Source organism: Micromonospora sp. NPDC005163, from assembly GCF_053599835.1.
In genome coordinates this window covers 113,552-138,212 of record NZ_JBSFYP010000001.1, presented here as the reverse complement: position 1 = coordinate 138,212, position 24,661 = coordinate 113,552, and the positions used below count along the sequence as shown (strand labels likewise).

General features: G+C 71.0%; 27 protein-coding genes. 14 read left to right on the top strand and 13 right to left on the bottom strand.

Features of this window, described 5'->3' with window-relative positions:
• Positions 1–6 precede the first annotated feature (6 nt).
• Entirely contained in the window at positions 7–351 is a 345-nt protein-coding gene (locus ACWD6N_RS00660; protein ID WP_354962676.1) for a hypothetical protein, read from the bottom strand.
• A 264-nt stretch (positions 352–615) separates the two neighbouring features.
• On the opposite strand from ACWD6N_RS00660, the gene ACWD6N_RS00655 reads away from it, so the two are divergent.
• The 3 genes from ACWD6N_RS00655 (at position 616) to otsB (ending at position 2,466) form a co-directional block, all read left to right on the top strand.
• Complete coding sequence (locus ACWD6N_RS00655; RefSeq protein ID WP_089021730.1) at positions 616–1,059, top strand: XRE family transcriptional regulator; 444 nt, start codon at positions 616–618, stop codon at positions 1,057–1,059.
• A 161-nt stretch (positions 1,060–1,220) separates the two neighbouring features.
• On the top strand, positions 1,221–1,574 hold the full coding sequence (locus ACWD6N_RS00650; protein ID WP_354962675.1) for a hypothetical protein: 354 nt from the start codon (positions 1,221–1,223) through the stop codon (positions 1,572–1,574).
• Between the two features lie 67 nt (positions 1,575–1,641).
• Positions 1,642–2,466, top strand: a complete 825-nt coding sequence (otsB, locus tag ACWD6N_RS00645) for a trehalose-phosphatase (RefSeq protein ID WP_450004281.1) — start codon at positions 1,642–1,644, stop codon at positions 2,464–2,466.
• 2 nt (positions 2,467–2,468) lie between these two features.
• On the opposite strand, the gene ACWD6N_RS00640 is transcribed toward otsB, so the two are convergent.
• From ACWD6N_RS00640 to ACWD6N_RS00625, 4 genes are all read right to left on the bottom strand, one after another.
• On the bottom strand, positions 2,469–3,239 hold the full coding sequence (locus ACWD6N_RS00640) for an isoprenyl transferase (protein WP_089017723.1): 771 nt from the start codon (positions 3,237–3,239) through the stop codon (positions 2,469–2,471).
• A 31-nt stretch (positions 3,240–3,270) separates the two neighbouring features.
• Entirely contained in the window at positions 3,271–4,512 is a 1,242-nt protein-coding gene (locus ACWD6N_RS00635) for an NAD(P)/FAD-dependent oxidoreductase (RefSeq protein WP_450004280.1), read from the bottom strand.
• A 329-nt stretch (positions 4,513–4,841) separates the two neighbouring features.
• Positions 4,842–5,702, bottom strand: a complete 861-nt coding sequence (locus tag ACWD6N_RS00630; RefSeq protein WP_450004279.1) for a hypothetical protein — start codon at positions 5,700–5,702, stop codon at positions 4,842–4,844.
• Positions 5,703–5,739: 37 nt separating this feature from the next.
• A complete protein-coding gene (locus ACWD6N_RS00625; protein ID WP_354962671.1) occupies positions 5,740–7,584 on the bottom strand; it encodes a phosphoenolpyruvate carboxykinase (GTP) in 1,845 nt (614 codons plus the stop codon).
• 436 nt (positions 7,585–8,020) lie between these two features.
• Here ACWD6N_RS00625 and ACWD6N_RS00620 point away from each other — a divergent pair, with 436 nt between their 5' ends.
• The 3 genes from ACWD6N_RS00620 to ACWD6N_RS00610 all read left to right on the top strand — a co-directional run bounded on the left by ACWD6N_RS00620 (position 8,021) and on the right by ACWD6N_RS00610 (position 9,870).
• The gene (locus ACWD6N_RS00620; RefSeq protein ID WP_354962941.1) at positions 8,021–8,557 is read left to right on the top strand and encodes a GtrA family protein; all 537 of its coding nucleotides are present in this window, start codon (positions 8,021–8,023) and stop codon (positions 8,555–8,557) included.
• A gap of 63 nt (positions 8,558–8,620) precedes the next feature.
• Positions 8,621–9,328: a GtrA family protein gene (locus ACWD6N_RS00615; protein WP_354962940.1), complete on the top strand. Its 708-nt coding sequence runs from the start codon at positions 8,621–8,623 to the stop codon at positions 9,326–9,328.
• Entirely contained in the window at positions 9,325–9,870 is a 546-nt protein-coding gene (locus tag ACWD6N_RS00610) for a MaoC/PaaZ C-terminal domain-containing protein (RefSeq protein ID WP_354962670.1), read from the top strand. The genes ACWD6N_RS00615 and ACWD6N_RS00610 overlap by 4 nt, the downstream gene beginning before the upstream one ends.
• A 41-nt stretch (positions 9,871–9,911) precedes the next feature.
• Here ACWD6N_RS00610 and ACWD6N_RS00605 read toward each other — a convergent pair whose 3' ends face one another.
• Both ACWD6N_RS00605 and ACWD6N_RS00600 read right to left on the bottom strand, forming a co-directional pair.
• On the bottom strand, positions 9,912–10,484 hold the full coding sequence (locus ACWD6N_RS00605; protein ID WP_354962669.1) for a PH domain-containing protein: 573 nt from the start codon (positions 10,482–10,484) through the stop codon (positions 9,912–9,914).
• An 86-nt stretch (positions 10,485–10,570) separates the two neighbouring features.
• The gene (locus ACWD6N_RS00600) at positions 10,571–11,446 is read right to left on the bottom strand and encodes a biotin--[acetyl-CoA-carboxylase] ligase (protein WP_450004278.1); all 876 of its coding nucleotides are present in this window, start codon (positions 11,444–11,446) and stop codon (positions 10,571–10,573) included.
• Positions 11,447–11,530: 84 nt separating this feature from the next.
• On the opposite strand from ACWD6N_RS00600, the gene ACWD6N_RS00595 reads away from it, so the two are divergent.
• Complete coding sequence (locus ACWD6N_RS00595) at positions 11,531–13,114, top strand: acyl-CoA carboxylase subunit beta (RefSeq protein WP_449937014.1); 1,584 nt, start codon at positions 11,531–11,533, stop codon at positions 13,112–13,114.
• Between the two features lie 58 nt (positions 13,115–13,172).
• Here the strand turns inward: ACWD6N_RS00595 and ACWD6N_RS00590 are convergent, their stop codons facing one another.
• From ACWD6N_RS00590 to ACWD6N_RS00575, 4 genes are all read right to left on the bottom strand, one after another.
• Complete coding sequence (locus ACWD6N_RS00590) at positions 13,173–14,039, bottom strand: hypothetical protein (RefSeq protein WP_450004277.1); 867 nt, start codon at positions 14,037–14,039, stop codon at positions 13,173–13,175.
• Positions 14,032–14,532: a SigE family RNA polymerase sigma factor gene (locus ACWD6N_RS00585; protein ID WP_450004276.1), complete on the bottom strand. Its 501-nt coding sequence runs from the start codon at positions 14,530–14,532 to the stop codon at positions 14,032–14,034. The genes ACWD6N_RS00590 and ACWD6N_RS00585 overlap by 8 nt, the downstream gene beginning before the upstream one ends.
• A gap of 62 nt (positions 14,533–14,594) precedes the next feature.
• Positions 14,595–15,578 carry a ketopantoate reductase family protein gene (locus ACWD6N_RS00580; protein WP_450004275.1) on the bottom strand — a complete coding sequence of 328 codons (984 nt, stop codon included), beginning with the start codon at positions 15,576–15,578 and terminating at the stop codon, positions 14,595–14,597.
• Positions 15,579–15,610: 32 nt separating this feature from the next.
• Positions 15,611–16,354: a M50 family metallopeptidase gene (locus ACWD6N_RS00575; RefSeq protein WP_354962663.1), complete on the bottom strand. Its 744-nt coding sequence runs from the start codon at positions 16,352–16,354 to the stop codon at positions 15,611–15,613.
• A 228-nt stretch (positions 16,355–16,582) separates the two neighbouring features.
• On the opposite strand from ACWD6N_RS00575, the gene ACWD6N_RS00570 reads away from it, so the two are divergent.
• Positions 16,583–17,338, top strand: a complete 756-nt coding sequence (locus tag ACWD6N_RS00570) for a GH25 family lysozyme (protein WP_450004274.1) — start codon at positions 16,583–16,585, stop codon at positions 17,336–17,338.
• Positions 17,339–17,446: 108 nt separating this feature from the next.
• On the opposite strand, the gene ACWD6N_RS00565 is transcribed toward ACWD6N_RS00570, so the two are convergent.
• Both ACWD6N_RS00565 and ACWD6N_RS00560 read right to left on the bottom strand, forming a co-directional pair.
• Positions 17,447–17,680 carry a hypothetical protein gene (locus ACWD6N_RS00565; protein ID WP_450004273.1) on the bottom strand — a complete coding sequence of 78 codons (234 nt, stop codon included), beginning with the start codon at positions 17,678–17,680 and terminating at the stop codon, positions 17,447–17,449.
• 56 nt (positions 17,681–17,736) lie between these two features.
• Positions 17,737–19,743, bottom strand: coding sequence for a protein kinase domain-containing protein (locus tag ACWD6N_RS00560; protein WP_450004272.1), 2,007 nt, complete (start codon positions 19,741–19,743; stop codon positions 17,737–17,739).
• Positions 19,744–19,833: 90 nt separating this feature from the next.
• Between ACWD6N_RS00560 and ACWD6N_RS00555 the strand changes: the two genes are divergently transcribed.
• From ACWD6N_RS00555 to ACWD6N_RS00530, 6 genes are all read left to right on the top strand, one after another.
• Positions 19,834–20,046, top strand: coding sequence for an acyl-CoA carboxylase subunit epsilon (locus tag ACWD6N_RS00555; RefSeq protein WP_450004271.1), 213 nt, complete (start codon positions 19,834–19,836; stop codon positions 20,044–20,046).
• 88 nt (positions 20,047–20,134) lie between these two features.
• The gene (locus ACWD6N_RS00550) at positions 20,135–20,593 is read left to right on the top strand and encodes a hypothetical protein (RefSeq protein ID WP_450004270.1); all 459 of its coding nucleotides are present in this window, start codon (positions 20,135–20,137) and stop codon (positions 20,591–20,593) included.
• A complete protein-coding gene (locus ACWD6N_RS00545; RefSeq protein ID WP_450004269.1) occupies positions 20,590–21,960 on the top strand; it encodes a hypothetical protein in 1,371 nt (456 codons plus the stop codon). The genes ACWD6N_RS00550 and ACWD6N_RS00545 overlap by 4 nt, the downstream gene beginning before the upstream one ends.
• Before the next feature lie 58 nt (positions 21,961–22,018).
• Positions 22,019–23,104 carry a type VII secretion-associated serine protease mycosin gene (mycP, locus tag ACWD6N_RS00540; protein ID WP_450004372.1) on the top strand — a complete coding sequence of 362 codons (1,086 nt, stop codon included), beginning with the start codon at positions 22,019–22,021 and terminating at the stop codon, positions 23,102–23,104.
• Positions 23,105–23,277: 173 nt separating this feature from the next.
• Entirely contained in the window at positions 23,278–23,946 is a 669-nt protein-coding gene (locus tag ACWD6N_RS00535) for a Maf family protein (protein WP_387323258.1), read from the top strand.
• Positions 23,943–24,596, top strand: coding sequence for an O-methyltransferase (locus tag ACWD6N_RS00530; RefSeq protein ID WP_450004268.1), 654 nt, complete (start codon positions 23,943–23,945; stop codon positions 24,594–24,596). The genes ACWD6N_RS00535 and ACWD6N_RS00530 overlap by 4 nt, the downstream gene beginning before the upstream one ends.
• The last annotated feature ends 65 nt before the right edge of the window (positions 24,597–24,661 follow it).

Below are 24,661 nucleotides of genomic sequence, written 5' to 3'. Positions count from 1 at the left end.
GCCCGGTCATCGCTCCTCCGGCTCGACCGCGGTGGGATCCGCGACGAGCAGCCGGTCCAGGTCGTCGGTGCTGACCTCCTCGACCAGCTCGACGCTGATCCGGCAGCCGTCCAGCACGACCTCGGCCACGGAGGAGCGGCGGATCTCTCCGCCCGCGTCGTAGACCCGCACGCTCAGCTCCGGGCAACCGAGATGGGTACGCCAGGCGTTCCACTCGGTGCGGTCGCCGACGCTCAGCGACAGGTAGCGGCAGCCTCGGGCGACGTAGAGGCGCCACGGAGCGGTCAGCCCTGCGGCCACCCCTTCGGCAATCAGCCCGAAGGCCTGGGCTCGGGTGGCGAGCTCGGTCACCGCACCCCCCTCGCGCCGGGGGCGTGACGCATGTGAGCACCAGTCGTCTCATGCACGTGACACACCGTAGATTGTCCCATGGGCGTGACAGTATCAGCTTTTCGTCCGTTTACCGCCGCCCCTAAAGGCATCTATTCTGCCCGGGTGACACCCCTCAACAGTGGCACTGGATCGTTTACCGGAAATCCGAAGAACCCGTCACGTTCGCGTGACGACGGCGCGCCCGGGCGCGCGCCGACGACCGACTGGCCGTACCGTCACGGGGTGACCGAGACGGCCAATGCGCGGAAGATCGCCTTCGCCACCTTCGTCCGGCGCGCGCTCGACGAGGCCCGGGCGACCCGGGCCTGGAGCGGCACCGAGGTGTCCCGGCGCACCGGCGTCTCCCGGCAGACCATCAACCGGTGGGTCCGCGGCGACTGGGCCAGCGACCCGGAGGCCGAACGTGTGGTCGCCTTCTGCGAGGGTCTGGGGCTGAACCCCGCCGCGGCCTTCGCCGCCCTCGGCTGGGACCGCACCGCCGCGGGCCCGCGCGCCGGCCAACCGGCACCGCCGATGGACCCGGACGTGGAGGCACTGCTGCGGCGGCTGGTCGATCCGAACGTGTCGGACGCGGAGAAGTTCCACATCCGCGAAACCATTCGATACCTCGCATATCGCCCGACGCTGCCGGTCGACGTCCGAAAAAGAGGGAATCAGGCCGGCTAGTTCCTCAGATGGCGAAAGAACGCCTGGTCAGGTTCATTCGTTTGGCTCCGGGGCCGGAACGGGCACGCTAGCGTCCCTATTCGTACTGCTTGGGCTCGTCGTCGGCGGGGGACGGGACAAGGCCGAACCCAGCCCTGCGGGACAGAAGGAGGCGTCTGTCCATGACCCTGAAGTGGTTGGCAGTCGTGGTCGCCACGGTGTCGATGACACTGTGGGCGACCGGCAACGCGGTGACCCTCGTGGTCAACGGCGGGCAGCTTCCGCTGCTCGTCAACCTCCTCGTGCTCATCAGCGCCGGCACCGCGGTCATCCTGGCCGTCATGGCGGAGCTGCACGAGCGGCTGAACGACCGGATCAGCGCACTCACCGAGTTCCTGGTGGCACGGCTCAACGAGATCGAGAACCACACCGGCGATCGCAACACCGGGTTCGTGGAGGGTTATCTGCTGAGTCACGGCCAGGAGGCGGCGGTGGTGCCGTTCGGCCGTCGCGGACGAGGAGCCGCCGAACGCTGACCACGCGCCGCCGAGTGGGCCCGCTCGGCCAGGAATGAGCCTCCTTCGCCGGGGTACGCTGACGCGCGTGCCGCCGTTGAATCTGGGCAATCAGCAGCCGAGGACCCCGTTGAACGCCGACCAGGCCTGGCGGATCACCGCCGGCCGGGCCGCCGGGACCGTCCTCTTCTTCGACTTCGACGGCACGCTCGCGCCCGTCGACGACGATCCGAACGCGGTACGCCCCGCTCCCAAGGCGCTGGCCGCGATCGAGGCACTGGCCCCGGTGGTGCAGCGGGTCGCGATCGTCTCCGCCCGACCGGTGGAGTTCCTCCGGGACCATCTCGGCGGGCTCGCAGGCGTGGACCTGTACGGCCTCTACGGGCTGGAGCACAGCCACTCCGGCGGAGAGACGGTCACCGAGCCGACTGCGCTGCCCTGGGTGCCGACCATGGCGGAGCTGGCCGACCTGGCCCGTGCGGAGCTGCCGCCCGGCACGCTGGTCGAGTACAAGCGGCTCTCCGTCGCGCTGCACTGGCGTACCGCGCCGCAGCTCGGCCCGACCATGCAGCAGTGGGGGCAGGCCCAGGCCGACCGTCTGGGGCTGCGTGTGCAGGCCGGGCGGATGGTGCTGGAGCTCAAGCCGCCGGTCGACGGGGACAAGGGCATGGTGATCGGCGAGGTGATCCGGGATGCCACCGGCGCCTGGTACTTCGGCGACGACGTCTCGGACATCAAGGCCTTCGCCGCCCTGCGCGCCCGAGCCGCGGCCGACCCGGACTTCTTCGGCGTCTGCGTGGCGGTGGCCAACCCGGAGACCGGCCAGGAGGTGGCGAACGCCGCCGATCTGACCATCGAGTCCCCGGCCGCCCTGGGCGACTTCCTCACCCGGGCGCTGACCCACCTGCCCTGACGTCAGGCGCCGTAGCGACGTTGCCGAGTGGCGTACGAGCGCAGCGCACGCAGGAAGTCGATGTGCCGGAAATCCGGCCAGTTGAGCTCGCAGAAGTAGAACTCCGAGTGCGCGGACTGCCACAGCATGAAGCCGGACAGCCGCTGCTCGCCGCTGGTGCGGATGACCAGGTCGGGGTCGGGTTGGCCGCGGGTGTAGAGGTGCTCGGCGATGTGCTCGACGTCCAGCACCTCGGCCAACTCCTCGATGGTGCCGCCGGAGGCGGCGTGCTCCAGCAACAGCGAGCGCACCGCGTCGGTGATCTCCCGCCGGCCGCCGTAGCCCACCGCGATGTTGACCTCGGCGCCGCCGCTGCGCTCGCGGGTGCGCTCCTCGGCGCCCTTGAGCGCCGCCGCGGTCTGTGCCGGCAGCAGGTCGAGCGCCCCGACGATGCGCAGCCGCCAGGGGTTGCCCTCCTCGGCCAGCTCCACCACCAGATCCTCAATGATCTTGAGCAGCGGGTCCAGCTCGCTGGCCGGCCGGCGCAGGTTGTCGGTGGCCAGCAGGTAGAGCGTGACGTGCCCGATACCGGCCTGGTCACACCAGCCGAGGACGTGCTTGATCTTCGCGGCGCCGACCCGGTGCCCGTCGTTCGGGTCGACGAAGCCCATCTCCCTCGCCCACCGACGGTTGCCGTCGCACATCACCCCGACGTGCCGGGGCACCGGCTTACCCGCGAGCTTCGCCGTGAGCCGGCGCTCGTACACGGAGTAGATAAGGTTCCGCAGCGTCATCACCTAGCAGCGTAGCGACCCGCCGGGCGGATCACCGCCTCGGAGGCCGATCCCCGCCGGAGAGCCCGAATCCGATCATGGCCAGGGTACGGGCGGTGAGCCGCCCGTCGCCCAGCCCCAGCTCGACCACGTCGTCGAACACCCGATCGTCCCGACGGGCCGCCCGGACCGCCGCGTCGACCACCCACCGGCGCCGCGCCAACCAGGCCGCCACCGAGCTGTGCCGCAGGTGGGTGCCGAGGCGGCGACGGAGTCCGTCGGCGTAGCGGCGGGCGGCGGCCTCGGGTGCGCGGGCCGCTGCCGCCCCGGCCAGCGCACCGGAGAGCAGCGCGTAGAAGATGCCCTCCCCGGTGAACGGATTGATCAGCGACAGCGCGTCCCCGGCGAGCAGGGTGCGGCCCTGCGCCGGTGCCGGCCGGTGGGTGGACAACGGCAGGTGGTGGGCACGCAGCGCGGTCACCGTCGCGAGGTCGGTGCCGGGCAGCAGCGCGGCCAGCCGGTCCAGCAGGTACGCCCGACTCAGCGGCTCCCCGCGCAGCACTTCCCCGTACCCGACGTTCGCCCGTCCGTCGCCGATCGGGAACGACCAGGCGTACGCCGGCCAGTGAGCCTGCGAGGTGACGATGAGCTGCTCGGACGGGCCGGGCAGCGCCGGCGCGTACCCCCGGATGGCCAGCGCCAGGTGCCGGTCGGGGTTCACCGGGTGGCCGAGCGCCCGGCGCACCACCGACCCGGCGCCGTCCGCGCCCACCACCACACGGCCGGACAACTCCCCGTCGAGCACCACCCGGTTGGCGCGCGGCTCCACCCGCCGGACGGTGTGCCGGCGCAACTGCGCGCCGGCGGCCACCGCGGCCGCCACCAACCGCGCGTCGAAGACCTGCCGGGGCACCGTGTACGCCGGGCGGGGCAACGCCCGCGCCACCGCGCCCCCGCCCGGGGCGATCATGCGCAGCGCGGGCAGCGGCGCGTAGCCCGCCACCGCCTCGGCCACCCCCAGTTCGGCGAGAACGTCCACCGAGTGCGCGGCGATCCCGTCGCCACACGCCTTGTCCCGGGGAAAGTCGGCCCGGTCCAGCAGCAGCACGCTGGCACCGGCCCGGCGGGCCGTCAGCGCGGCGGCCGCTCCGGCCGGCCCCGCTCCCACCACCACCACGTCGAACTCGTCGCCCACCGCGAGCCTCCCTCCGGCCGGTGCGACGCGGCCCGTCCCGCCCCGCCGGCGATCCGCCCGTGCCGCCGACGCCGGTCTGTGACCGACGCCACCCGCCATCCTGCCTCCTGCCGGCTCGGGTCGACCGACACCGAAGCGCCCGATCTGGCCAGAACGCCCCAACCGGCCGGCACCCCCTCGTGCCGCACGCTGCCGCGGCAGCCCGGGGTATGTGCATGTCCCAGGCCCTGTAGAGCTGCCCCACCTGTGGGGCATGCAAGGCCGAAGTGCCCGGCGGCCCATTTCTGGGGCAGCTCGACAGGTGCCCGGAGAAGCTGCCCGCGAGCGGGCCACGCAAACGGCCGAAGTGCCCGGCGGCCCATTTCCGGGGCAGCTCGACAGGGCACCAGAGAGGCGTGGCAGGCCCGAACGGAGCCGCGCCACGCGGGTCAGGCCGGGGCCGCGGCATCCTTCGCGCGAGCCGCGCGCCGTAGCCCGTACAGCGTCAGGGCCGCGGCAGCGAGCAGCGGGCCACCGTCCCGGATCAGTCCGTCCAGCCCCAACAGCCACCAGCACAGCGGCAGGTCCACGGCGAGTACGGCCATCGTGACGACGACCAGCAGGCCGCGCGCCCAGTGCTTGCCGCGCATCAGAAACGCGGTGCAGAACAGCACCGCGTAGCTGGCCGTGATCCCGGCGCCGAACCAGAACAGCACGGCCGGCACCGCGGTCAGGCGATCGTCCAGGATGGATCCTCCGGCCACCAGCGCCGGCACCAGCATCAGCGGGCTGTAGGTGAACGCCGCCACCCGACTGGTCAGCAGCCAGCCACTGGCCTCCGGCCGGCGCGGTGGCGTCTCCCGCCAGGAGATGCCGGCCCGGTCGATCACCAGTCGCGGCCGGTGCCGGACCAGGTGCCCGGTCAGCGCCGGCGAGTGGTAGAGCAGCCAGACCACCGCCGCGCAGAGCGCGGTGAGCGCGGCGAAGCCGAGCAACCCGGGCAGTGGCGGCACTCCCTGCCGGGGCACGATCAGCCGGCCGACGGCGAAGATCGTGGTGACCGCGAGGATCAGCCCGAACGGGCGGGCGGCCGTACGCCCCCGCCGGACGTGCCCGATCAGCAGCAGGAAACCGAACGAGCGCAGCATCGCCCAGCCGGTGCGCACCGCCAGCCCGAAGCCCGGCTCCGGGGCGTACCACCAGTTGAGCAGCTCGACCACGACGGTGGCCGCCGCGGTCGTCGCGAGCAGGATGGTCAGCACCCGGACGGCGGACGGCCGCCGGACCTCGGTCTCGGCGGCCGTCCTCATGGGATCCGATGATGCCCGGCAGGGGCGATGTTCACACCTACCGTTGCGGCTGCGCGGCGTCCAGTCGGGCCCGCAACGCGTCCAGCTCGGCCCAGAGCACGCCGGGCAGCTTGTCACCGAACTTCTCGAACCACTCGGTGACCAGCGGCAGCTCGTTGCGCCACTCGTCCGGGTCGACCTTCAGCGCGATCCGGACGTCCTCCGGGGTCATGTCCAGGCCCTCGACGTCCAGCGCGTCCGGGGCCGGAACCATGCCGATCGGGGTCTCCACCGCCGCGGCCCGGCCCTCGATCCGCTCGACGACCCACTTCAGCACCCGGGAGTTCTCGCCGAAGCCCGGCCAGAGGAACGAGCCGTCCGGGTCCTTACGGAACCAGTTGACGTAGTAGATCTTGGGCAGCTTGGCCTCGTCGCCGTCGGTGCCCTTGCCCATCTCGATCCAGTGCCGGAAGTAGTCACCGGCGTGGTAGCCGATGAACGGCAGCATCGCCATCGGGTCCCGACGCACCACGCCGACCGCGCCGGACGCGGCGGCGGTGGTCTCCGAGGAGAGGGTCGCACCCATGTAGACGCCGTGCACCCAGTCCCGAGCTTCGGTCACCAGCGGGATGGTGTCCCGGCGGCGGCCGCCGAAGAGGATGGCGTCGATCGGCACGCCGTTGGGGTTGTAGTAGTCCTCGGCCAGGATCGGGCACTGGGTGATCGGGGTGCAGAACCGGCTGTTCGCGTGCGAGGAGAGGCGGTCGCTGTCCGGCGTCCAGTCGTTGCCCTTCCAGTCGATCAGGTGCGCCGGAGGCTCGCCCATGCCCTCCCACCAGATGTCCCCATCGTCGGTGAGGCCCACGTTGGTGAAGATGGAGTTGCCCCGGTCCAGCGTCCGCATCGCGTTGGCGTTGGTCTTCCAGTCGGTGCCCGGCGCGACGCCGAAGAGGCCGTACTCCGGGTTGACCGCGTAGAGGCGACCGTCCTCGCCGAACCGCATCCAGGCGATGTCATCGCCGATGGTCTCGACCTTCCAACCCGGGATGGTCGGCTCCACCATGGCCAGGTTGGTCTTGCCGCAGGCGGAGGGGAACGCCCCCGCGATGTGGTAGACCTTCCCCTCGGGCGAGGTGATCTTGAGGATCAGCATGTGCTCGGCGAGCCAGCCCTCGTCGCGCCCCATCACGCTGGCGATCCGCAGCGAGTAGCACTTCTTGCCGAGCAGCGAGTTGCCGCCGTACCCGGAGCCGTACGACCAGATCTCGCGGGTCTCCGGGAAGTGCGAGATGTACTTCGTCTCGTTGCACGGCCACGCGACGTCCTCCTGGCCCGGCGCGAGCGGGGCGCCGATCGAGTGCAACGCGTGCACGAAGTCCGCGTCGTCACCCATCGCCTCGAGGATCCTGGCGCCCATCCGGGTCATGATCCGCATCGAGGCGACCACGTACGGGCTGTCGGTGACCTCGACGCCGAACATCGGGCTCTCGGCCTCGACCGGGCCCATGACGAACGGGATGACGTACATGGTGCGACCGCGCATCGAACCGCGGTACAGGTCGTTCATCGTCCGCTTCATCTCGGCCGGCGCCATCCAGTTGTTGGTGGGGCCGGCGTCCGCCTCGTCGACGGAGCAGATGAAGGTGCGCTCCTCGACCCGGGCGACGTCCGTGGGATCGGTGCGCGCGTAGAACGAGTTGGGCTTCTTCTCCGGGTTCAGCCGGATCAGGGTGCCGGCCTCGACCAGCTCATCCGTGAGGCGGCGCCACTCCTCGTCGGACCCGTCCACCCAGACGACCCGGTCGGGGGTGGTCAGTTCCGCGACCTCACGGACCCAGGCGAGCAGTTTCGGATGGGACGTCGGGGCCTGATCGATACCCCGCACAACAGCCGGAGCAACCATGACACATCTCCTTGTGGTCGACGCTGACCGATCTATGGGATGCACGAGTCTCAGCGGCGCGATGCGTCGCTTCGTGGAAACCTGGGATTGGGCTCAGCGTAAACCGGGCAGCCTTCCGAGTCAGTGGGACTGGTTGTGAAGAACTGCACAAGCTACGGCTACGCTGCGGCATTGGGAGCTGATACCCGCTTTCCCGCGCAGTTTCACGCAAATCTTGTTGTGCACCCCGTCGACGTGAGTTGCGGTCGAGCGGCGAACCGGTCCCGCCGACCGTTGCGTGGATTCCCGTTCCGGGACGCGTCACTCCTCCCGTTGGTTACGCTGCGTTCAGCAGCGACGCACCCGGCGCGAGCCCGGCACGAGCGACCACGCATGCTCGCCGTTGCTACCCCGCTGACTGGTCATCAGCCGGTACGCTCGGCCCGTGGCCGCCACGATGACCGGGGAGCAACCGGGTCCCCGGCAGACCCGGCCGGGTCTGGTCCGGGCACTCCTCGACCGTTTCGGTCACCTCGTCCGCGAGTTGAGCAAGTTCGCCACGGTCGGCGGCATCGCCTTCCTCATCGACTTCGCGCTGTTCAACTACCTGACGACCGCGCGTGGCGTCGAACAGGTGACGGCGAAGACCATCTCCACCGTTCTCGCGGCCAGCTTCGCGTTCGTCGGCAACCGGTTCTGGACCTGGCGGCACCGCCAACGCAACAATCCGGCCCGGGAGTACGCGCTCTTCTTCTTCTTCAACGCTGTCGGCCTCGGCATCGCGGTGGCCTGCCTCGCAATCAGCCGGTACGGGCTCGGCAGCATCTGGCCGGCGGTGTTCCAGACGCCGCTGGCCGACAACATCGCCAGCTTCGTCGTCGGCACGGGCCTCGGCACGCTCTTCCGATTCTGGTCCTACCGGCGGTTCGTCTTCGTCGAAGCGGGAACCCGGACCGTTCCGCAGGTGAAGCACGACCGAGACCACGGGGCGTGACCTGCCGCCCGCCTCGTCCGGCCGGTGATCGCCGGCCTCACCGACTGCCCTAAGGTGTTTCGCATGCGTCTTGTCCGTCTGCTGCCTGAGCGCTGGCAGAAGTTCATCCGCGAGGCGCTCAAATTCGGCATCGTCGGCGGCATCAACACCGTCATCAATTACGCGGTGTTCAATGTCCTTGCACTCACCGTCTTTGCCGATGGTCAGTTGAAGGCCACCGTGATCGCGACCATCGTCGCCACGATCACGTCGTATCTTATGAATCGTCACTGGACGTACCGGGACCGCCCGAAATCGGCGCTCCGGCGGGAGTACGTCCTGTTTTTTCTCTTCAACGCGACCGGCCTGCTCATTGAGTTGGGCGTACTGGCCGCAGCCAAGTACGGCCTCGGCGTCCACGGCCTGCTGGCACTGAACGTCGCGAAGACCGGTGGCGTGCTGCTGGCCACCCTGTTCCGGTTCTGGTCGTACCGGACCTTCGTCTTCCAGCCCGTCGTACCGGCCGAGACCGAGGCGAAGGCCGAGCCCACCTGGCACAGCATCCCGCGTGACGAGTGGGACACCATGGCCGGGATGGACCCGGTCGCCGAGCTGGCCGAATCCGTCTCCGAGCTGGAGGAGTCCGACGGCCGTCCGGCGACCGCACCCGGCCCGATCGGCGCTCCCACCCAGGGGAGGCCCACGCCGTTGAGCGCTGGTTTCTCCGCCGACCTGGACGCGGAACTCGCCGCGGAGCTGCACGCCGGCACCCGCCGCGCGCCCCGCCGGTGACCCCACCCGCAGCCCGCTCCGGCACCGGGGCACGCGCCGAGTTGTTCTTCGAGGACCTCGTCCCGGGGCTCACCGTCGACCTCGGCGTGGTCACGGTGGATGGCGACGAGATGGTCGCCTTCGCCCGCCGCTTCGACCCGCAGTGGTACCACGTCGACCCGGAGCTGGCCGGAGCGAGCCGGCACGGGGGGCTCATCGCCAGCGGTTTCTACACGGTCAGCCTGTTCATGCGGGCGTACGTCGACCACCTGCTGTCCCGCGCGGCGGCGGACGCCTCCCCCGGCCTGGAGGAGCTGCGCTGGCTCGCCCCGGTGCGCGCCGGGGACCGGCTCGCCGTCCGGGTCGACGTGATGGGCGCCCGGCCGTCCACCGCCCGCCCGGGCCTCGGCACCGCCAGCCTCACCGGCACCATGCTCCGCCTCGGCCCGGACGACCGGCCCGAGCAGGAGGTGTTGCGGACCCGTTTCCGCGGCTGGTTCGCCCTGCGCCCCGCCGACCCGTCGCCTGAGACCGAACCGACCGAGACCGAACCGCCCGCCTGACCCGCCCCGGCGCGGTGGCCGGGGCGGTCACGCAGTCGGAATCAGCTCGTGGTGTCGCGCAGCGGCTTGCCCTCGCGCATGTCGGCGAGGATGTCACGCATCTCCCCGTCGCCCAGCGAGTGCTTGTCGTGCTGCGCCTCGACCAGCTCGTACAGGGTGGTCTGCACCTGGCCGACGCCTGGGACGTCGGCGAGCACCGACTGGCCGCGCTCGCCGGCGGACTCGATCGTGAGCGTGCCGCAGCCGAGCAGCCGCTCGATGAAACGCTGGTTCATCGAGTGGTCGTTGATCCGGGTGAGCGGGAGGTCCCGCCGGTCTCGGGAGAAGACACCCTGCTGGAGCAGCACCCGCTCATTGGTGAACAGGTAGTGCGTGGTGCGCCAGACCAGGAACGGCCACAGCCCCAGCCAGAACACGGCGACCAGGGCGAGCACCCCGATCACGGCCAGCGCGATCGAGCCTCCGCCGCCGGCCGGCAGCAGGAGCACGCCAACGACTACCGCCGCAACGGCCAGCACCAGCACCGCGATCGGCCGGATCAACGCCTTCCAGTGCGGGTGCAGGTGCAGCACGACGTGCTCGTCCTCGGTGAGCACGTCTTCGGGGAACGCCACGGGAACCTCCATCGCCATTTTTCCGACGCGCAGACCGTAACCGGTCCAACCGCCCCGGCGGATCAGCCGCACGGGGCGGGTTGCGTTCACCGGAGGTGCAGGACATCGCCGGCGGCCAGGACGCGGTCGCCGGTGGGGGTGGTGACCAGGAGCTGCCCGTCGGGATCCACGCCGGTGGCGGTGCCGGTCAGGTCGTCGCCGCCAGGAAGCAGGACCCGCACCTCGCGACCGACCGTGGCACAGGCCGCCAGGTAGGCGTCGCGCAGGCCGCTGGCCACGGCGTCTCCACCGGCGGCGCGCCAGCGGTCGTACCAGTCGGCGACCGCGCGCAGCAACGCCCGCAGCAGCGGGTCCCGGTCGGTGGCCGCCCCGCCGGCCAACTTCAGCGAGGTGGCCGGCAGCCCGGTCGGGTTCACCGGCAGCTCGTCGGCGCGCAGCGTCACGTTCAGCCCGATACCGAGCACGATCGCCGGCGGCTGGTCCGGCGAACCCCCGGGCACCGCCTCGGCGAGCACGCCGGCGCACTTCGCGTCACCGATGAGCAGGTCGTTGGGCCACTTCAGGGTGGCCTCCAGCTCGGCCAGCCGGGCCACCGCCTCGACCAGCGCCACGCCGGCCAGCAGCGGCAGCCAGCCGTACCCGGTGGGCGGCGCGGCCTGCCAACCGCGGTCCGGCACGGCCTCGCCGGGCCGCAGCAGCACGCTGGTGGTGATCCCGGCCCGCGCCGGCGACTGCCAGACGCGGCCGCGCCGGCCGCGACCGGCGGTCTGCCGCTCGGCGACCACGACCAGGCCCTCGGGCTCGCCGACCCGGGCAGCCTCGGCCACGTCGGCGTTGGTGGAGCCGGTCTCGGTGCGCAGCTCCAGCCGGGCCCACGGGCCGTGCGGCGCGACCAACGCGCGCCGCAGCCGGGCCGCCGACAACGGCGGGCGGTCCAGATCGGTGTACGGGGAGCCCGGCATCCCGCCAGCCTACGGCGGTGGCCGCACCGGCACTGAGGCGTACTGCACAGCGGCGTCGTCCTGAACCATCGTTATATTCCCTGGGTGACTACCGAGACCGGGACCAACATCCACAGCACCGCGGGCAAGCTGGCGGACCTGGAGCGCCGGGTCGACGAGGCGGTGCACGCCGGATCGGCGCGCGCGGTCGAGAAGCAGCACGCCCGGGGCAAGAAGACCGCCCGCGAGCGGATCGAGATGCTGCTCGACGAGGGCTCCTTCGTCGAGCTGGACGAACTGGCCCGGCACCGGTCCACGGCCTTCGGGCTGGAGAAGAACCGGCCGTACGGCGACGGTGTGGTCACCGGCTACGGCACGGTGGACGGCCGGCAGGTCTGCGTCTTCGCCCAGGACTTCACGGTCTTCGGTGGCTCCCTCGGCGAGGTCTTCGGCGAGAAGATCGTCAAGGTGATGGACCTGGCCATGAAGATCGGCTGCCCGGTGGTGGGCATCAACGACTCCGGCGGGGCGCGCATCCAGGAGGGCGTGGTCTCCCTCGGCCTCTACGGCGAGATCTTCTTCCGCAACGTCCGCGCCTCCGGCGTCATCCCGCAGATCTCGCTGGTGATGGGCCCCTGCGCCGGCGGCGCGGTCTACTCCCCGGCGGTCACCGACTTCACCGTGATGGTCGACCAGACCTCGCACATGTTCATCACCGGCCCAGACGTGATCAAGACGGTGACCGGCGAGGACGTCGGCATGGAGGAGCTGGGCGGGGCCCGTACGCACAACTCGCGCAGCGGCAACGCGCACTACCTCGCCACGGACGAGGAGGACGCGGTCGACTACGTCAAGGCACTGCTGTCGTACCTGCCGTCGAACAACCTCGACGAGCCGGTGGTCCACCCCGCCGAGGCGGATCTCGCCATCAGCGACGAGGACCGGGAGCTGGACACGCTGATCCCCGACTCGGCCAACCAGCCGTACGACATCCACCAGGTGATCGAGCACGTCCTCGACGACGGGGAGTTCCTGGAGGTCCAGCCGCTCTACGCGCAGAACATCGTGGTCGGCTACGGCCGCGTCGAGGGGCGCCCGGTCGGCGTGGTGGCCAACCAGCCGATGCACTTCGCTGGCACGCTGGACATCGCCGCCTCGGAGAAGGCCGCCCGGTTCGTCCGCACCTGCGACGCGTTCAACATCCCGGTGCTGACCTTCGTGGACGTCCCCGGCTTCCTGCCCGGCACGGGTCAGGAGTGGGACGGCATCATCCGCCGCGGCGCCAAGCTCATCTACGCGTACGCCGAGGCGACCGTTCCCAAGGTCACCGTGATCACCCGCAAGGCGTACGGCGGGGCGTACGACGTGATGGGTTCCAAGCATCTCGGCGCGGACCTGAACTTCGCCTGGCCGACCGCGCAGATCGCGGTGATGGGCGCGCAGGGCGCGGTGAACATCCTCTACCGTTCCGAGCTGGCCGGCGCCGAGGACCCGGCGGCGGTTCGGGCCGAGAAGATCGCCGAGTACGAGGACACCCTGGCCAACCCGTACGTGGCCGCCGAGCGTGGGTACATCGACTCGGTGATCCCGCCGCACGAGACCCGGACCCAGATCGTCCGGGCGCTACGAGTCCTGCGCACCAAGCGCGAAACCCTCCCGGCGAAGAAGCACGGCAACATCCCGCTCTGACCGCGCTCCCTGGTCCGCGCAACTTCACAGAAGTTGTGCAGACCAAGGGCGGCCGTGGTCAGCAGGAGGGGTTGGCGGCGAGGCACATCCGACGCGCTGCCACCACGGCCAGCCGGCGCAGCTCCGGCTCGGAGCTGTTCCGTCCCAGACTGAGCACCGTGATCAGGTCACCCACTCGCACCACCGCCGTGCTGGTGGGCGAGTGCTCGTCACCAATGGCCTTGCCGGTCTTCTGGTCGCGGGGCTGCGACACGGTGTGGCGCAGCAGGGCGGCACCGTCGCCGGCGAAGTCCCGCTGCACCACCGCCCACTGGTGTACCGCCGTCCCGGTCCCCTTGCGTCCCGCGACCTCGTACGGCCCGACGCTGCGCCACTCGGCGCAGGGAGCCACCAGCCGGTCGAGGTCGGCGAAGAACGACCCGGCAGCCTCCGGCGTCACCCGGTACAGATCCTGACTGAGTAGGAAGTCATCGGGACCGGTGTCGGCGGCCTCTGCGGGTTCCCGGAGCATGGTCAGCGCCCGTGACCAGCGGGACGTCTGCCAGGCAGGGGCCATCCCCTGCTCTTCCCGGCAGTAACCCAGCATGTTCTCGACGACGACCATCTCCCCCAACCCCGACTGGCTGAGCTGCACCTGCGCCGGCTGCGCCAGGTTGGCCGGTTGCAACAGTGCGTCGGCGGCGATCTCGCCCCGGGCTGGTGCGGTCGGGCTCGCCGAGGCAGCCACCGGGGGTGGTGTCGGCCCACGACCGTTGCCGACCACGGCGACGGCGGACGCCCCCGTGATCACCAGCACGACCGTGGCGGTCACGGCGGTACGCCGATTGCGCCGCCGGGCCCGGGCCCGGATCTCCTGCGGCTCGGGCCACCGCACGTCCCGCAGGTCCCGGTGGACCCGCTCGACGAATGCCAGGTCGTCACGCATCGGTAGCCTCCTCAAGTTCAGAGACGGCGAGCAGCCCGGCGAGCGCGGTGCGCCCCCGGGAGAGCCGGGCCTTGACGGTGCCCACCGGGGCTGAGGTCTCCCGCGCCACCTCGGCGACTGGCATGCCCATCAGGTAGTACAGGGCGATGGCGGTGCGCTGCTCCTCGGGCAGCCGGCGCAGCGCGGCGACCACCTCGACGGTGTCGGTGCCCGGGCCGGGAACGGTCTCGGTGGCGCCGTGCCGCAGGTACGCGCGGGCGCGACTGCGCAGGCTGCGCCACCGGCTGACCGCGATCCGGCTGGCCACCACCCGCACCCACGCCTCCGGGTCGTCGTACCGGCTGACCGTCGACCAGCGCTGCCACGCCCGGATGTACGCCTCCTGCACGGCGTCCTGCGCCTCGACCCGGTCGCCGGTGAGCGCGTAGACGAAACCGAGCAGCCGTTGCCGGCTCCCGCGGTAGAACTCGTCGAACCCGTTGACGTCCGGCACCCGCTACCTCCCCGTGTCGGTCGCAGGGAACACGCGCCGGGTGGGGTCCTCGGTTGCCCCGGTCAGGCGATCATCTTCTCCAGGTCGGCGAGCGGGAACGCGCCGGCTCCGATCCGCTCCCGCACCGCCCGGCGCACCGCGCGTTGCACGGCCACGTTGGCCGGCGTCGGTACGCCGTGCAGCCGGCCGAGCAGCGCGATCTCACCGTTGAGGTGGTCGACCTCGGTTGAGCCCGTACCCCGGGCCAGGCTCTGCCAGGTGGAACCGCCGGAGCGGCCCGCGCCGTCGACCGGGCGCTGCTGAACCCGATCGCCGCGTTCGGCTCGCTCCTCGTCCGGCGAGGTGTGCGCGATGTGTGCGGCGGCGAGCGCGGCGACGCCCTCGGCGCGTACCCGCTCGGCCAGCGCGTCCGGGATGTCCCGGCCGAGCAGCGCCTGGAGGCCGTTGCCGAGGTTGGCGAGCAGCTTGCCGTACTTCCAGCGCAGCACGTCCTGCCGGACCGGGGCGACGAACCCGGCGGCGGTCAGGTCGGCGGCGATCGCCTGATCGGTGTCGTCGACGCCGGCCGGGTAGCGCCCGATGTGCAGCATTCCCGGGTGCGGGTAGCCGTTGGACACCACCACGCCCGGGTCCAGATGGGTGGCCGGCAGCCAGACGCAGACCGGGTGCACGTCGGCGAAGAGCCGCAGGGCGGCCCTCTCGTTGGCCACCCCGTTCTGCGCCGTGACCAGCGGCAGCCGCTCCCCCGCCGTGCCACCCCCGTCCACCGGCGCGTCCACCCAGGCGGCCAGCGCGCCCGCGGTGTCCTGCGACTTCACGGTGAGAATCAGCACCGTGTCGGCCGGCAGCGGGCGGTCACCGGGGCCGTCCGCGGCGGCGAGCCGGGCGGTCAGGTCGCCGTCGGGCTGGCGCAGGGTCAGGCCCCGCTCGCGGATCGCGTCCAGGTGCGCGCCCCGGGCCACCAGGGTCACGTCCCGACCGGCCTCGGCCAGCCGTACCCCGATGGTCCCGCCGACCGCGCCCGCCCCGATGATCACGTATCGCATGCGCCTCATTCTGCCCGCCCGAACCCTCGTGGTCAGAGAGTCAGGCCGGCGTCGGTGAGGATCGGGCCGGCGAGCAGCAGCGCGCCGGCGACGAGCGCGACCAGGTTGACCAGGGCGAAGAAGAGCACCCAGAAGAACGCCGGGAACGGGGTGAGGCCGGCGAGCTGGTCGGCGTCGGACGCGGGCATCCGGCCGCGCGAGCGCAGCCGTTGCAGCTCCACCACCGGCCGCACCCCACCGAGCAGCAGGAACCACACCCCGGTGTACGCGAAGGCGGCCTGCACCTGCGGGGTGGCGTACCACGAGACGGCGAGCACCAGGGCGCCGGTGACCAGCAGCGACACCACGCCGAAGGCGTTGCGGATCATCACGAGCATGGCGAGCAGCAGCACCACCGCGACCCAGAGCAGCAGGGTGATCCGGTTGCCGCCGAGCAGCCAGGCGCCGGCCAACCCGACCAGCGGCGGGGCGACGTAACCGGCGAGCAGGGTGAGGATCATGCCCGGCCCCGAGGGCCGACCGGCGGAGAGCGTCAGCCCGGAGGTATCCGAGTGCAACCGGATGCCGCGCAGCTTGCGGCCGGTGAGCAGGGCGATCAGCGCGTGCCCGCCCTCGTGGGCGATGGTGATGGCGTTACGGGCGATCCGCCACGGCAGTCGGGTGCTGACCACCACCAGCGCGACGGCCGCGGTGATCAGCACCAACAGCGCGGGCGGGTCCGGCTGCGCGCCGAACAGCGTGTCCCACAGGTCGCTCAGCCCGTCGATCGACATCATGGGGCGCGAGCCTACCGGCGTCGTTCCGGTATCGGTCCCGGGCCACCGGCTCGTATCGGGTGAGACTGATCGAGTGGCATTCCCTGAGGCTGTGCCGGCTCGACGGCGAGCACTACGTCGAGGCACCACCGACCCCCGGTCGATGAAGCTTTTTTCTACAACTCTTGCGATCTAGGGCACTAACCTCCAAAGATGGGCGTCAATAGACCGACGCCCTTGGAGGCAGCCATGGCCCGTACCAGATCACCGCTGCGCCGCGTGCTCGCGGCCGGCCTCACCCTGCTCGCCACCGCGGCGGCGACCCTGGTCGCGACCGCCGGCCCGGCGGCCGCCGCCACCACGCCCGGCGTCGACGTGTCCCGCTACCAGGGCACCATCAACTGGACCAGCGTGCGCAACGCCGGCATCCAGTTCGCCTTCATCAAGGCCACCGAGGGCACCAGCTACAAGGACCCGAACTTCAACGCGAACTACGTCAACTCGTACAACGCCGGGGTGATCCGCGGGGCGTACCACTTCGCCCGGCCGAACATCTCCGCCGGCTCGACCCAGGCCAACTACCTGGCCTCCAACGGCGGCGCCTGGTCGGCGGACAGCCGGACCCTCCCCGCCGCGCTGGACCTGGAGGCCAACCCGTACGCCGGCGGCTACTGCTACGGCCTCAGCACCACCGGGATGCGCAACTGGGTCCAGGACTTCCTGAACACCTACCGCTCCCGCACCGGCCGTTTCGCGGTCATCTACACCACGACCAGCTTCTGGAACCAGTGCACCGGCAGCTGGACCGGCCCCTGGGCGAACCACCCGCTCTGGCTGGCCCGCTGGGCGAGCACCCCAGGCGCCCTGCCGGCCGGTGCGCCGGTGTGGAGCTTCTGGCAGTACACCAGCACCGGCGCCGTCTCCGGGATCAGCGGCAACGTGGACCGCAACTACTGGAACGGCGACCGGTCGCGGCTGATCGCGCTGGCCAACAACACGCCCTGACCGGACCGGTCCGCCTGATCCGCCTGGGGAGGCGGTTGGCGGCAGCGGGATCGGCTGTCACCGCACGGTCGACAATCGGTCCGGCTGCCGCCACACCACCGGTACGGGTCAGGCCCGCCGTCGGCTCATCGCCGGCACCACCACCGGAGCGTCCTCACTGGCCAGAGCGCTCCGCCGGGTCAGCCGCCAGGCAGTCACCCCGCAGACGGCAACGGTCACGACGCTGAGCAGCGCGATGAGCGCCCAGATTCCCGCGCTGACCAGCAGCAGGACGGCGTCGCCGAGCGCGACGAGCATCCACAGTGCCAGCCGGGGCCGAGCGTCCCTCCGTCGGTAACCCATGTCGTGCCTCCTTCCGTCGTCGAAGGTCACATACCCCGGACGACGGAAGGTCATGCTCAGTCCTTGCGGTCGGGCACGAAGCCCTTGGCGATCCGGTCGAAGTTCGGCAGGTTGGCCTGCCAGTCCTTCTCCGCGATCTCCCACCGCAGGGCGTAACCGCGGTTGCTGGCGGTGACGAAGCCGCGGTTGCGGACGTGGATGCGGGTCCCGTCCCGGGTCTCCAGCCACTCCCAGTCGCCGCAGGTCTTCCAGAAGTCGCAGGCATTGATGCTGAGATACTGGTAGTTGTTGACGAGCCTCTTCCGGTTCGGCTCCTGCGCCTGCCAGTCCTTGACGGCGTCCTTCGCCGGAGTGCTGGTCCACTGCACGAGCAGTTCACCCGGCCCGTTGTTCTGGCTGAAGACGACCGTGATGCCGTCGACCTGCCGGCGCGACCAGCCGTCCGGCAGTGGCAGGGCGAAGCCGGCCAGGTCCTTGTGCAGCTTCCAGCCCGCCGGCAGCGCGTTCGGATCGACCGACGGGGTGGCCGAGGCCGTCGGGCTGGGCGCGCCGCTGGTGGGCGGGGGCACCGCCGGAGCCGTGGTCTGCGGCGCCGGAGCCGAGGTAGCGGCACCCCCGGTCGGGCCGGCCTGCGGGCTCTCGTCGCCGTCGCCCTTGGTGAGCAGCGGCACGATCACCACGAGGCCGATCAGCAGCAGGGCCACCACGGCCCCGATCAGCAGGTTGCGCCGGGTGTTGTTCGGCTTCGTACCGCCATAGAGCGGCACGGACGCACGCCCGGCGGGGCTCACCGGGGTCGACATGACCGACGTCGGGGTCGGCGGCCTGCGCTGTTCCGGCGCCACCGGCGGGCCGTCGACCTCGGTCGGCTCGTCGTCGGCCTTCGTCGTGCCGTCGGCGGATGTGCCGACCGCGGCCGTCACCTTCGCCGTCGGGTCGGCCTCGGCGGTGTCCGGGCGGTCGATCGTGGCGGTCGGCTCGGCCGAAACCGGCGCGGTCGGGTCGGCGTCCGCAGCGGGAGGCACGACGGCCGTCGGGCTCGCATCACTGGGCGTCGAGCTGGTGTCGACGACGGGAGTCACGGCCGCGGCTGCCGGCGGGGTCCGCGGGGCCGGCGGCGAAACCGGCCGGTCAGCGCCCTTGTCGGCGGGTCGCGGCGCCGGCACCAGCGGCGGGCGCGGCTCGCGCGGACCGTTCGGCCCGGGCCGGCGTACGCCATCCAGCAGCGAGATGCTGCGCGCCCGCTTGCCACCGGCGCGGCGCAACAGCCGCTCCGCCACCTCGGCGTTGATCCGCTCGTTCGGGTCCTTGCGCAACAGCCCGTTGAGCACCGGCTTGAGTGGACCGGCGTTCTTCGGCGGCGGCATCGGCTCGGTGGCCAGCGCGGCCAGCGTGGCGATCGCCGACGGCCGCGCGTACGGCGACTTGCCCTCGACCGCCGCGTAGAGCGTCGCGCCCAGCGACCACAGGTCGGCCTCCGGCCCGGCGGTGCCCTCCCGGGCACGCTCCGGAGAGATGTACGCGGGCGAACCGAGCACCATGCCGGTGCGGGTGACGTTCGGGTCGCCCGGGATGGTCGCGAGACCAAAATCGGTCAGCACCACCCGGCCGTCGTCGCCGAGCAGCACGTTGCCCGGCTTGACGTCGCGGTGCATGACGCCCGCCTTGTGCGCGGCGTTGAGGGCGCCCAGCACGCCGAGGCCGATCTCGACCGCGCGGGCCGGCGGCACCGGCCCGCTCTCGGCGAGGGTGTCCTGTAACGACTTCGACGCCACGTACTCCATGACGATCCACGGATCGCCGTCGGTGCGGAGAACGTCGAAGATGCGCACCACATTGACGTGGTTGAGCCGGGCGATGGCCCGGGCCTCGCGCAGCGAGCGCTCCCGCATCTCGCGGCGTTCCTCGTCGGTGAGGCCGGGCGGCGGCACCAACTCCTTGATGGCCACGTCCCGGTGCAGCACCTCGTCGCGCGCCTTCCACACCCGACCCATGCCGCCCTGGCCGAGCGGCGACAGGAGCCGGTATCGGTCAGCGACGAGTTGGGGAAGCGCGTTCGACATCGGTGAGACGGTACCCGGACCCCCTGATCGTCACACCGCCGGCACGCCACTCCGCATTGTCGGTAACTTCGCGGCGCGTACCCTGGCGTCATGTCTGCCGAAGAGCCGTTGTTCCGGGTCGTCCGCGGCGTGCCCACCACCGAGGAACTGGCCGCCCTCGTGGGGGCGATCGTCGTCCGGTCCCGCCCGGCCGCCGCCTCCGCGCCGGTAGCCACGTCGGCCTGGGCTCGCAGCGGTCGACCGGCCGGCGCGGTGCTCACGGCCCGCCCGGGCGGATGGCGCTCCGCCGATCTGCCCCGCTGACCCGACCCGCCGTGCGGGGGCTGCCAGCGTCGCTCCCAGCCGTTAACCTCACTCAGGGAAACGGTGCCGTGACGGGTAGGGAGGATCGATGATCCCCGAAGAGGACCGGCCAACCCCCTGGCTGCGCAACTACGGCGGCATCGAGGCCGACATCCGCCAACTCCGAGAGTTCGCCGACCGGCTCGCCGCGGAGGTCGAGAGCAACTACGCGCCACACCTGTCGTACATCGCCGACGACATGTCCGCCCAACTGCCCAACCCGTGCGACGCCTTCATCGAGCTGGTCACCTTCCTGCAGGCGCACCACGAGACACAGCAGGCCACCGCCGACATGGTGTACGCCGTCCGAGGCGCCACCGGCCACCTGGCCGCCGTCGCCGACCGGGTCGCCACCCAATACTCCGACGCCGACGCCTTCTCGGCCGCCCGCGTCGTGGACGTGCAGCGGGCACTCGCCGACCCGGGGACCGTCCTGCCCGGAGGCCCGACCCCGATGCTGCCCGACCCGACCGGCGCCGACGGGGACAGGCCGGTGGTGCTGCCGTGATCGAACGGGGCAGCGGCCGCACCTCCGGCGTCACCGACTGGCAACTGATGGACGTCAACAGCATGTGGGCCTGCCTGCAGGACCACGACACCGCCAACCACTGGAAGCAGGTCGCCGGCTGGCGCAAGGTCTGCGACCTGGCCCAGATCCACCTCGGCCGGCTCCAGGAATACCGGCGCGGTCTCGCCGAGGCGTGGCCGCCCGAAACCAGCGCCGCCTCCCGCACGTACCTCGCCCAACTCGATGACCTGATCGACAAGGTGCGGCACACCCACGACGCCGCCGCCGCCAACTACACCGCGCTCTCCGCCGCCACCCAGGCCATCGGCACCACCCGCGCCGAGCTTCGCAAGATCCATGAGGAGTACGCGACCAAGCTCCAGCGGAAACAGGCGTACGAGGCCACGGCCGCCGACCCGAAAGCGGTCATGGGCAGCCGAGTCACCGAATCACCGGTGACCGACGCCGAACTGGAACGGCTGAACGCGCAGGCGCGGGGCATGATGTTCAACCTCAGCGGCGAACTCCAACAAGCCCAAGCCACCCTCCAAAAACCACCTCCACCACCAAAAACCAAACCGGTCGCCGACCAAGCGAACTCAGATGTATACGGCGGATCTGCCGCCCCCGTTATTCCTCCCATCGTGCCCGCGCCTCCGACGACATCTTCCGCAGCCCGGCCGCACGCGACCGTCCGGCCTGTTGAGTCGCCGATTGCTCCCGGGCTCGGGCCTGTGCTTGGCGCGGCGGCCACCGGGCTAGCCAACGCGCCCGCAAACACTGGTCCAGGTCTTGGACCCACGGCAACAACGCCAGCAAGCCCGACGTCGAATCTCGGACCGCCGTCCCGGTCGCCGGGCATCCCGCCAGTTACGAACTCCAAGACGCTTGGCTCGCAGCCCCATTCCATCAACGGTCGGGGCAGCGGAAATGCGACGCCAACTCATGCAGTCCCACCCGCGCAGCCACGTCCAATGCCTCCGGGAGGCTTGATTGGGGGCATCCCCGGAACTGGACTCGGACAGCCCGGCGCAAGCACTCCACCTCGTCGCACAAATCCAGTCGGCGGCGTGATCGGTGGCGGAGGCGCCGGCACTGGACCTACAGGCGGAGCGGGGTCTCGACCGGGTAGTGGCCGGAGCCCGGGCTTACCACACGGATCCCCGCCGTTCGGCGGTGCTCCGAGCATCATCCCTCCAGGTGGTGGCGCATCTCGCCTGAACCCTCGGGAAGCTCAGCGCGATGAGCGGCGTCCCTGGGATCCCGAACATCCGTGGGAGACAGATCAGGGTGTTGACCCTGTGGTCCGCCCGCCCGACAAACAGGATCCGATCGATCCCGGCCCCGCCATTGGCCTTGATCGATAAGCCTCATGCCGCCTGGACGGCCCTGGCCAGCCTGAGCGCCGCCGTGCTGCAACTCCCACTGCCAGCGCACACCACGCCAGACCCGCCGGGTGTAAAAGTAATTCGTGGTGACCAATGGCACCTTCGTTATCTCCATACCACCGAGGCCCAAGGAATCAGCCGAGGCAACGGAGTTATAGTGGCCGTGCCAGACACTGGTGTCGAAAAACATCCTGACCTTCGAAGCAATCTGTTGCCCGGCGCCGATCTCATTTCCGGAGGCACCGGCGACGGTCTAGACGATGCGAGCAGTCACGGCACTGGCATGGCAGGCCTGATTGCCGCTCATGGACGTGGCAACACAACGGGAGCCTTAGGCATTGCGCCAGGAGCTGGCATTCTCCCCATTCGGATCCAGGTTACGGACGAGGCGGGTAATAGCGACAATCTTGCGGCTGGAATCGAATATGCCATCGCCCACGGAGCCGAAATCGTCAGCGTCTCGTCTGTTGCTGGACCGAACCCCAATCTACAAAGAGCCGTCGAAGCCGCCACACGGGCGGATGTAATCGTCGTTGCAGCGGTAGGCAACAAGCCACGCGATCAGTTCGTCAGCTTCCCGGCCTCGTATCCGGGCGTTATTGCTGTCGGGGGTATCGATCGGGACGGGAATCATGCCGCGATCTCGGTGACCGGTCCGGAGATTGACGTGGTTGCACCGGCGGTCGACATCTACAGCACGAGCACCAACGGTAAGTACCGCAAGGGAACCGGCACTTCCGACGCGACGGCGATCGTGGCGGGGGCGGCGGCGTTGATCAGGTCCAAGTACCCCTACCTTCCCGCGCAGGAGGTGGCGCACCGCCTCACGGCCACCGCCGTAGACAAGGGTTCGCCCGGGCGCGACGACGAGTACGGCTACGGCGTGATCGACCTCGTTGCGGCGCTGACGGCAGACGTACCCCCGTTGGGGTTCGAGTCGGCGAGCGCGCCGGCCGGCGGTGGCCCGACCACGACGGCCGGCGCTCAGCCGGACGACGACGGCGGCGCGTCGGTGGGCGGTCTGGCCACCCTCGGGGTGATCGTGGCCGCCGGTGCTGGGTGGGTGCTGGTGGTGCGTCGGCGGCGGCGCGGGGACGATCCGCCTCCCCGGGTCAGTCGCTGACCGGAAGACGGCACAGTGATCGACTCGGGATCATTGATGTCGCGGTGTGGGGGGTGGTGGGACCGCCCGGTATCAATGAAATCGAGTCGATCAAGAGCGGGTGAACTGGTGGGCACGGGCCGGCGCGGGGCGGATGGTCGTGGCCAGGGTGGTGAGCCGGTAACGTCGGTCGGGTGTCTGCATCCCTGCCGCTCCGTCTCGTGCTCGCCTCGGCGAGCCCAGCCCGTCGCAAGTCACTCCAGGCCGCCGGCATCGAGCCGGACGTGCTGGTCAGCGGGGTGGACGAATCCCTGGTCGTGACCGATCGGGCCGAGGAGCTGTGCCTGGAGTTGGCGCGGCTCAAGGCACAGGCTGTGCTGACCCGGCTGAGCCCGGCGACCGACCAGCGGACGTTGGTGATCGGCTGCGACTCGGTGCTCGCGTTCGACGGGGAGATCCTCGGCAAGCCGGCGGATCCGGCGGACGCCACCCGGCGCTGGCAGCGCATGCGGGGGCGCAGCGGCGTCCTGCACAGCGGACACTGTTTGATCGACGTTGTCGCCGGGCGGCGCGCTGAGGCGGTGGCCTCGACCACCGTCCACTTCGCCGACATCAGTGACGACGAGATCGCCGCCTACGTGGCCAGTGGCGAGCCGCTGGCGGTGGCCGGCGCGTTCACCATCGACGGGCTGGGCGGGCCGTTCGTGGAGCGGATCGAGGGTGACCCGGGGACGGTGATCGGGCTGTCGATGCCGCTGCTGCGCCGCCTCCTCGCCGAGCTGGACCTGCGGATCACGGATCTGTGGACGAAGGTCGCGCCCGGCGGCCAGTCGGTCGAGCCGCTCGGTAACGTCCGGTCATGACCACCAAATCGATCCCGCTCACCGACGAGCTGCACGCCTACCTGGTGGCGCACGGAGCCCCGCCAGACAAGATCATCCGGGACCTGGCCGAGGAGACCCGGTCGGTGCTGCCGGAGCACGCCACGATGCAGGTGGCTCCGGAACAGGCTGCGTTCCTGACCTTCCTCACCCGGCTGCTCGGCACGCGGCAGGCCGTCGAGGTCGGCACGTTCACCGGGCTCTCGTCGCTGGCGATCGCCCGCGGGTTGCCCGAGGGCGGGCAGCTGACCTGCTTTGACATCTCCGAGGAGTTCACCGGCATCGCCCGGCGCTACTGGGCTCGCGCGGGCGTGCAGGACCGGATCGACCTGCGTATCGGCCCGGCCGGGGACCGGCTACGGGAGCTGCCGCACGAGCGGTACCTGGACTTCGCGTTCATTGACGCGGACAAGACCGGCTACCCGGTCTACTGGGCGGAGCTGGTGCCCCGGATGCGCCCCGGCGGGGTGATCGCCGTCGACAACGTGCTGCGCGGCGGGCGGGTGATCGCACCGCAGAACGCCGACGACCGGGCCATCGCCGCCTTCAACGACGAGGTGCTGGCCGACGTACGGGTGGACCCGGTGATGCTGCCGGTCGCGGACGGCCTGACCCTCGCCCGGGTGCGCTGAACGCAGGCAACCGTGAACGCGGATGTCGAGGTGTCCTCGCGCGAAGGACACCCCGACATCCGGAG

Bases quoted from the DNA above. Each gene is read 5' to 3' on its own strand.
- ACWD6N_RS00650 (WP_354962675.1), top strand. From the start codon at position 1,221: ATGACCCTGAAGTGGTTGGCAGTCGTGGTCGCCACGGTGTCGATGACA.
- ACWD6N_RS00640 (WP_089017723.1), bottom strand. From the start codon at position 3,239: ATGACGCTGCGGAACCTTATCTACTCCGTGTACGAGCGCCGGCTCACG.
- ACWD6N_RS00635 (WP_450004280.1), bottom strand. From the start codon at position 4,512: ATGGCGGGTGGCGTCGGTCACAGACCGGCGTCGGCGGCACGGGCGGAT.
- ACWD6N_RS00630 (WP_450004279.1), bottom strand. From the start codon at position 5,702: ATGAGGACGGCCGCCGAGACCGAGGTCCGGCGGCCGTCCGCCGTCCGG.
- ACWD6N_RS00625 (WP_354962671.1), bottom strand. From the start codon at position 7,584: ATGGTTGCTCCGGCTGTTGTGCGGGGTATCGATCAGGCCCCGACGTCC.
- ACWD6N_RS00620 (WP_354962941.1), top strand. From the start codon at position 8,021: ATGACCGGGGAGCAACCGGGTCCCCGGCAGACCCGGCCGGGTCTGGTC.
- ACWD6N_RS00615 (WP_354962940.1), top strand. From the start codon at position 8,621: ATGCGTCTTGTCCGTCTGCTGCCTGAGCGCTGGCAGAAGTTCATCCGC.
- ACWD6N_RS00600 (WP_450004278.1), bottom strand. From the start codon at position 11,446: ATGCCGGGCTCCCCGTACACCGATCTGGACCGCCCGCCGTTGTCGGCG.
- ACWD6N_RS00590 (WP_450004277.1), bottom strand. From the start codon at position 14,039: ATGCGTGACGACCTGGCATTCGTCGAGCGGGTCCACCGGGACCTGCGG.
- ACWD6N_RS00580 (WP_450004275.1), bottom strand. From the start codon at position 15,578: ATGCGATACGTGATCATCGGGGCGGGCGCGGTCGGCGGGACCATCGGG.
- ACWD6N_RS00575 (WP_354962663.1), bottom strand. From the start codon at position 16,354: ATGATGTCGATCGACGGGCTGAGCGACCTGTGGGACACGCTGTTCGGC.
- ACWD6N_RS00570 (WP_450004274.1), top strand. From the start codon at position 16,583: ATGGCCCGTACCAGATCACCGCTGCGCCGCGTGCTCGCGGCCGGCCTC.
- ACWD6N_RS00565 (WP_450004273.1), bottom strand. From the start codon at position 17,680: ATGGGTTACCGACGGAGGGACGCTCGGCCCCGGCTGGCACTGTGGATG.
- ACWD6N_RS00560 (WP_450004272.1), bottom strand. From the start codon at position 19,743: ATGTCGAACGCGCTTCCCCAACTCGTCGCTGACCGATACCGGCTCCTG.
- ACWD6N_RS00555 (WP_450004271.1), top strand. From the start codon at position 19,834: ATGTCTGCCGAAGAGCCGTTGTTCCGGGTCGTCCGCGGCGTGCCCACC.
- ACWD6N_RS00550 (WP_450004270.1), top strand. From the start codon at position 20,135: ATGATCCCCGAAGAGGACCGGCCAACCCCCTGGCTGCGCAACTACGGC.
- ACWD6N_RS00530 (WP_450004268.1), top strand. From the start codon at position 23,943: ATGACCACCAAATCGATCCCGCTCACCGACGAGCTGCACGCCTACCTG.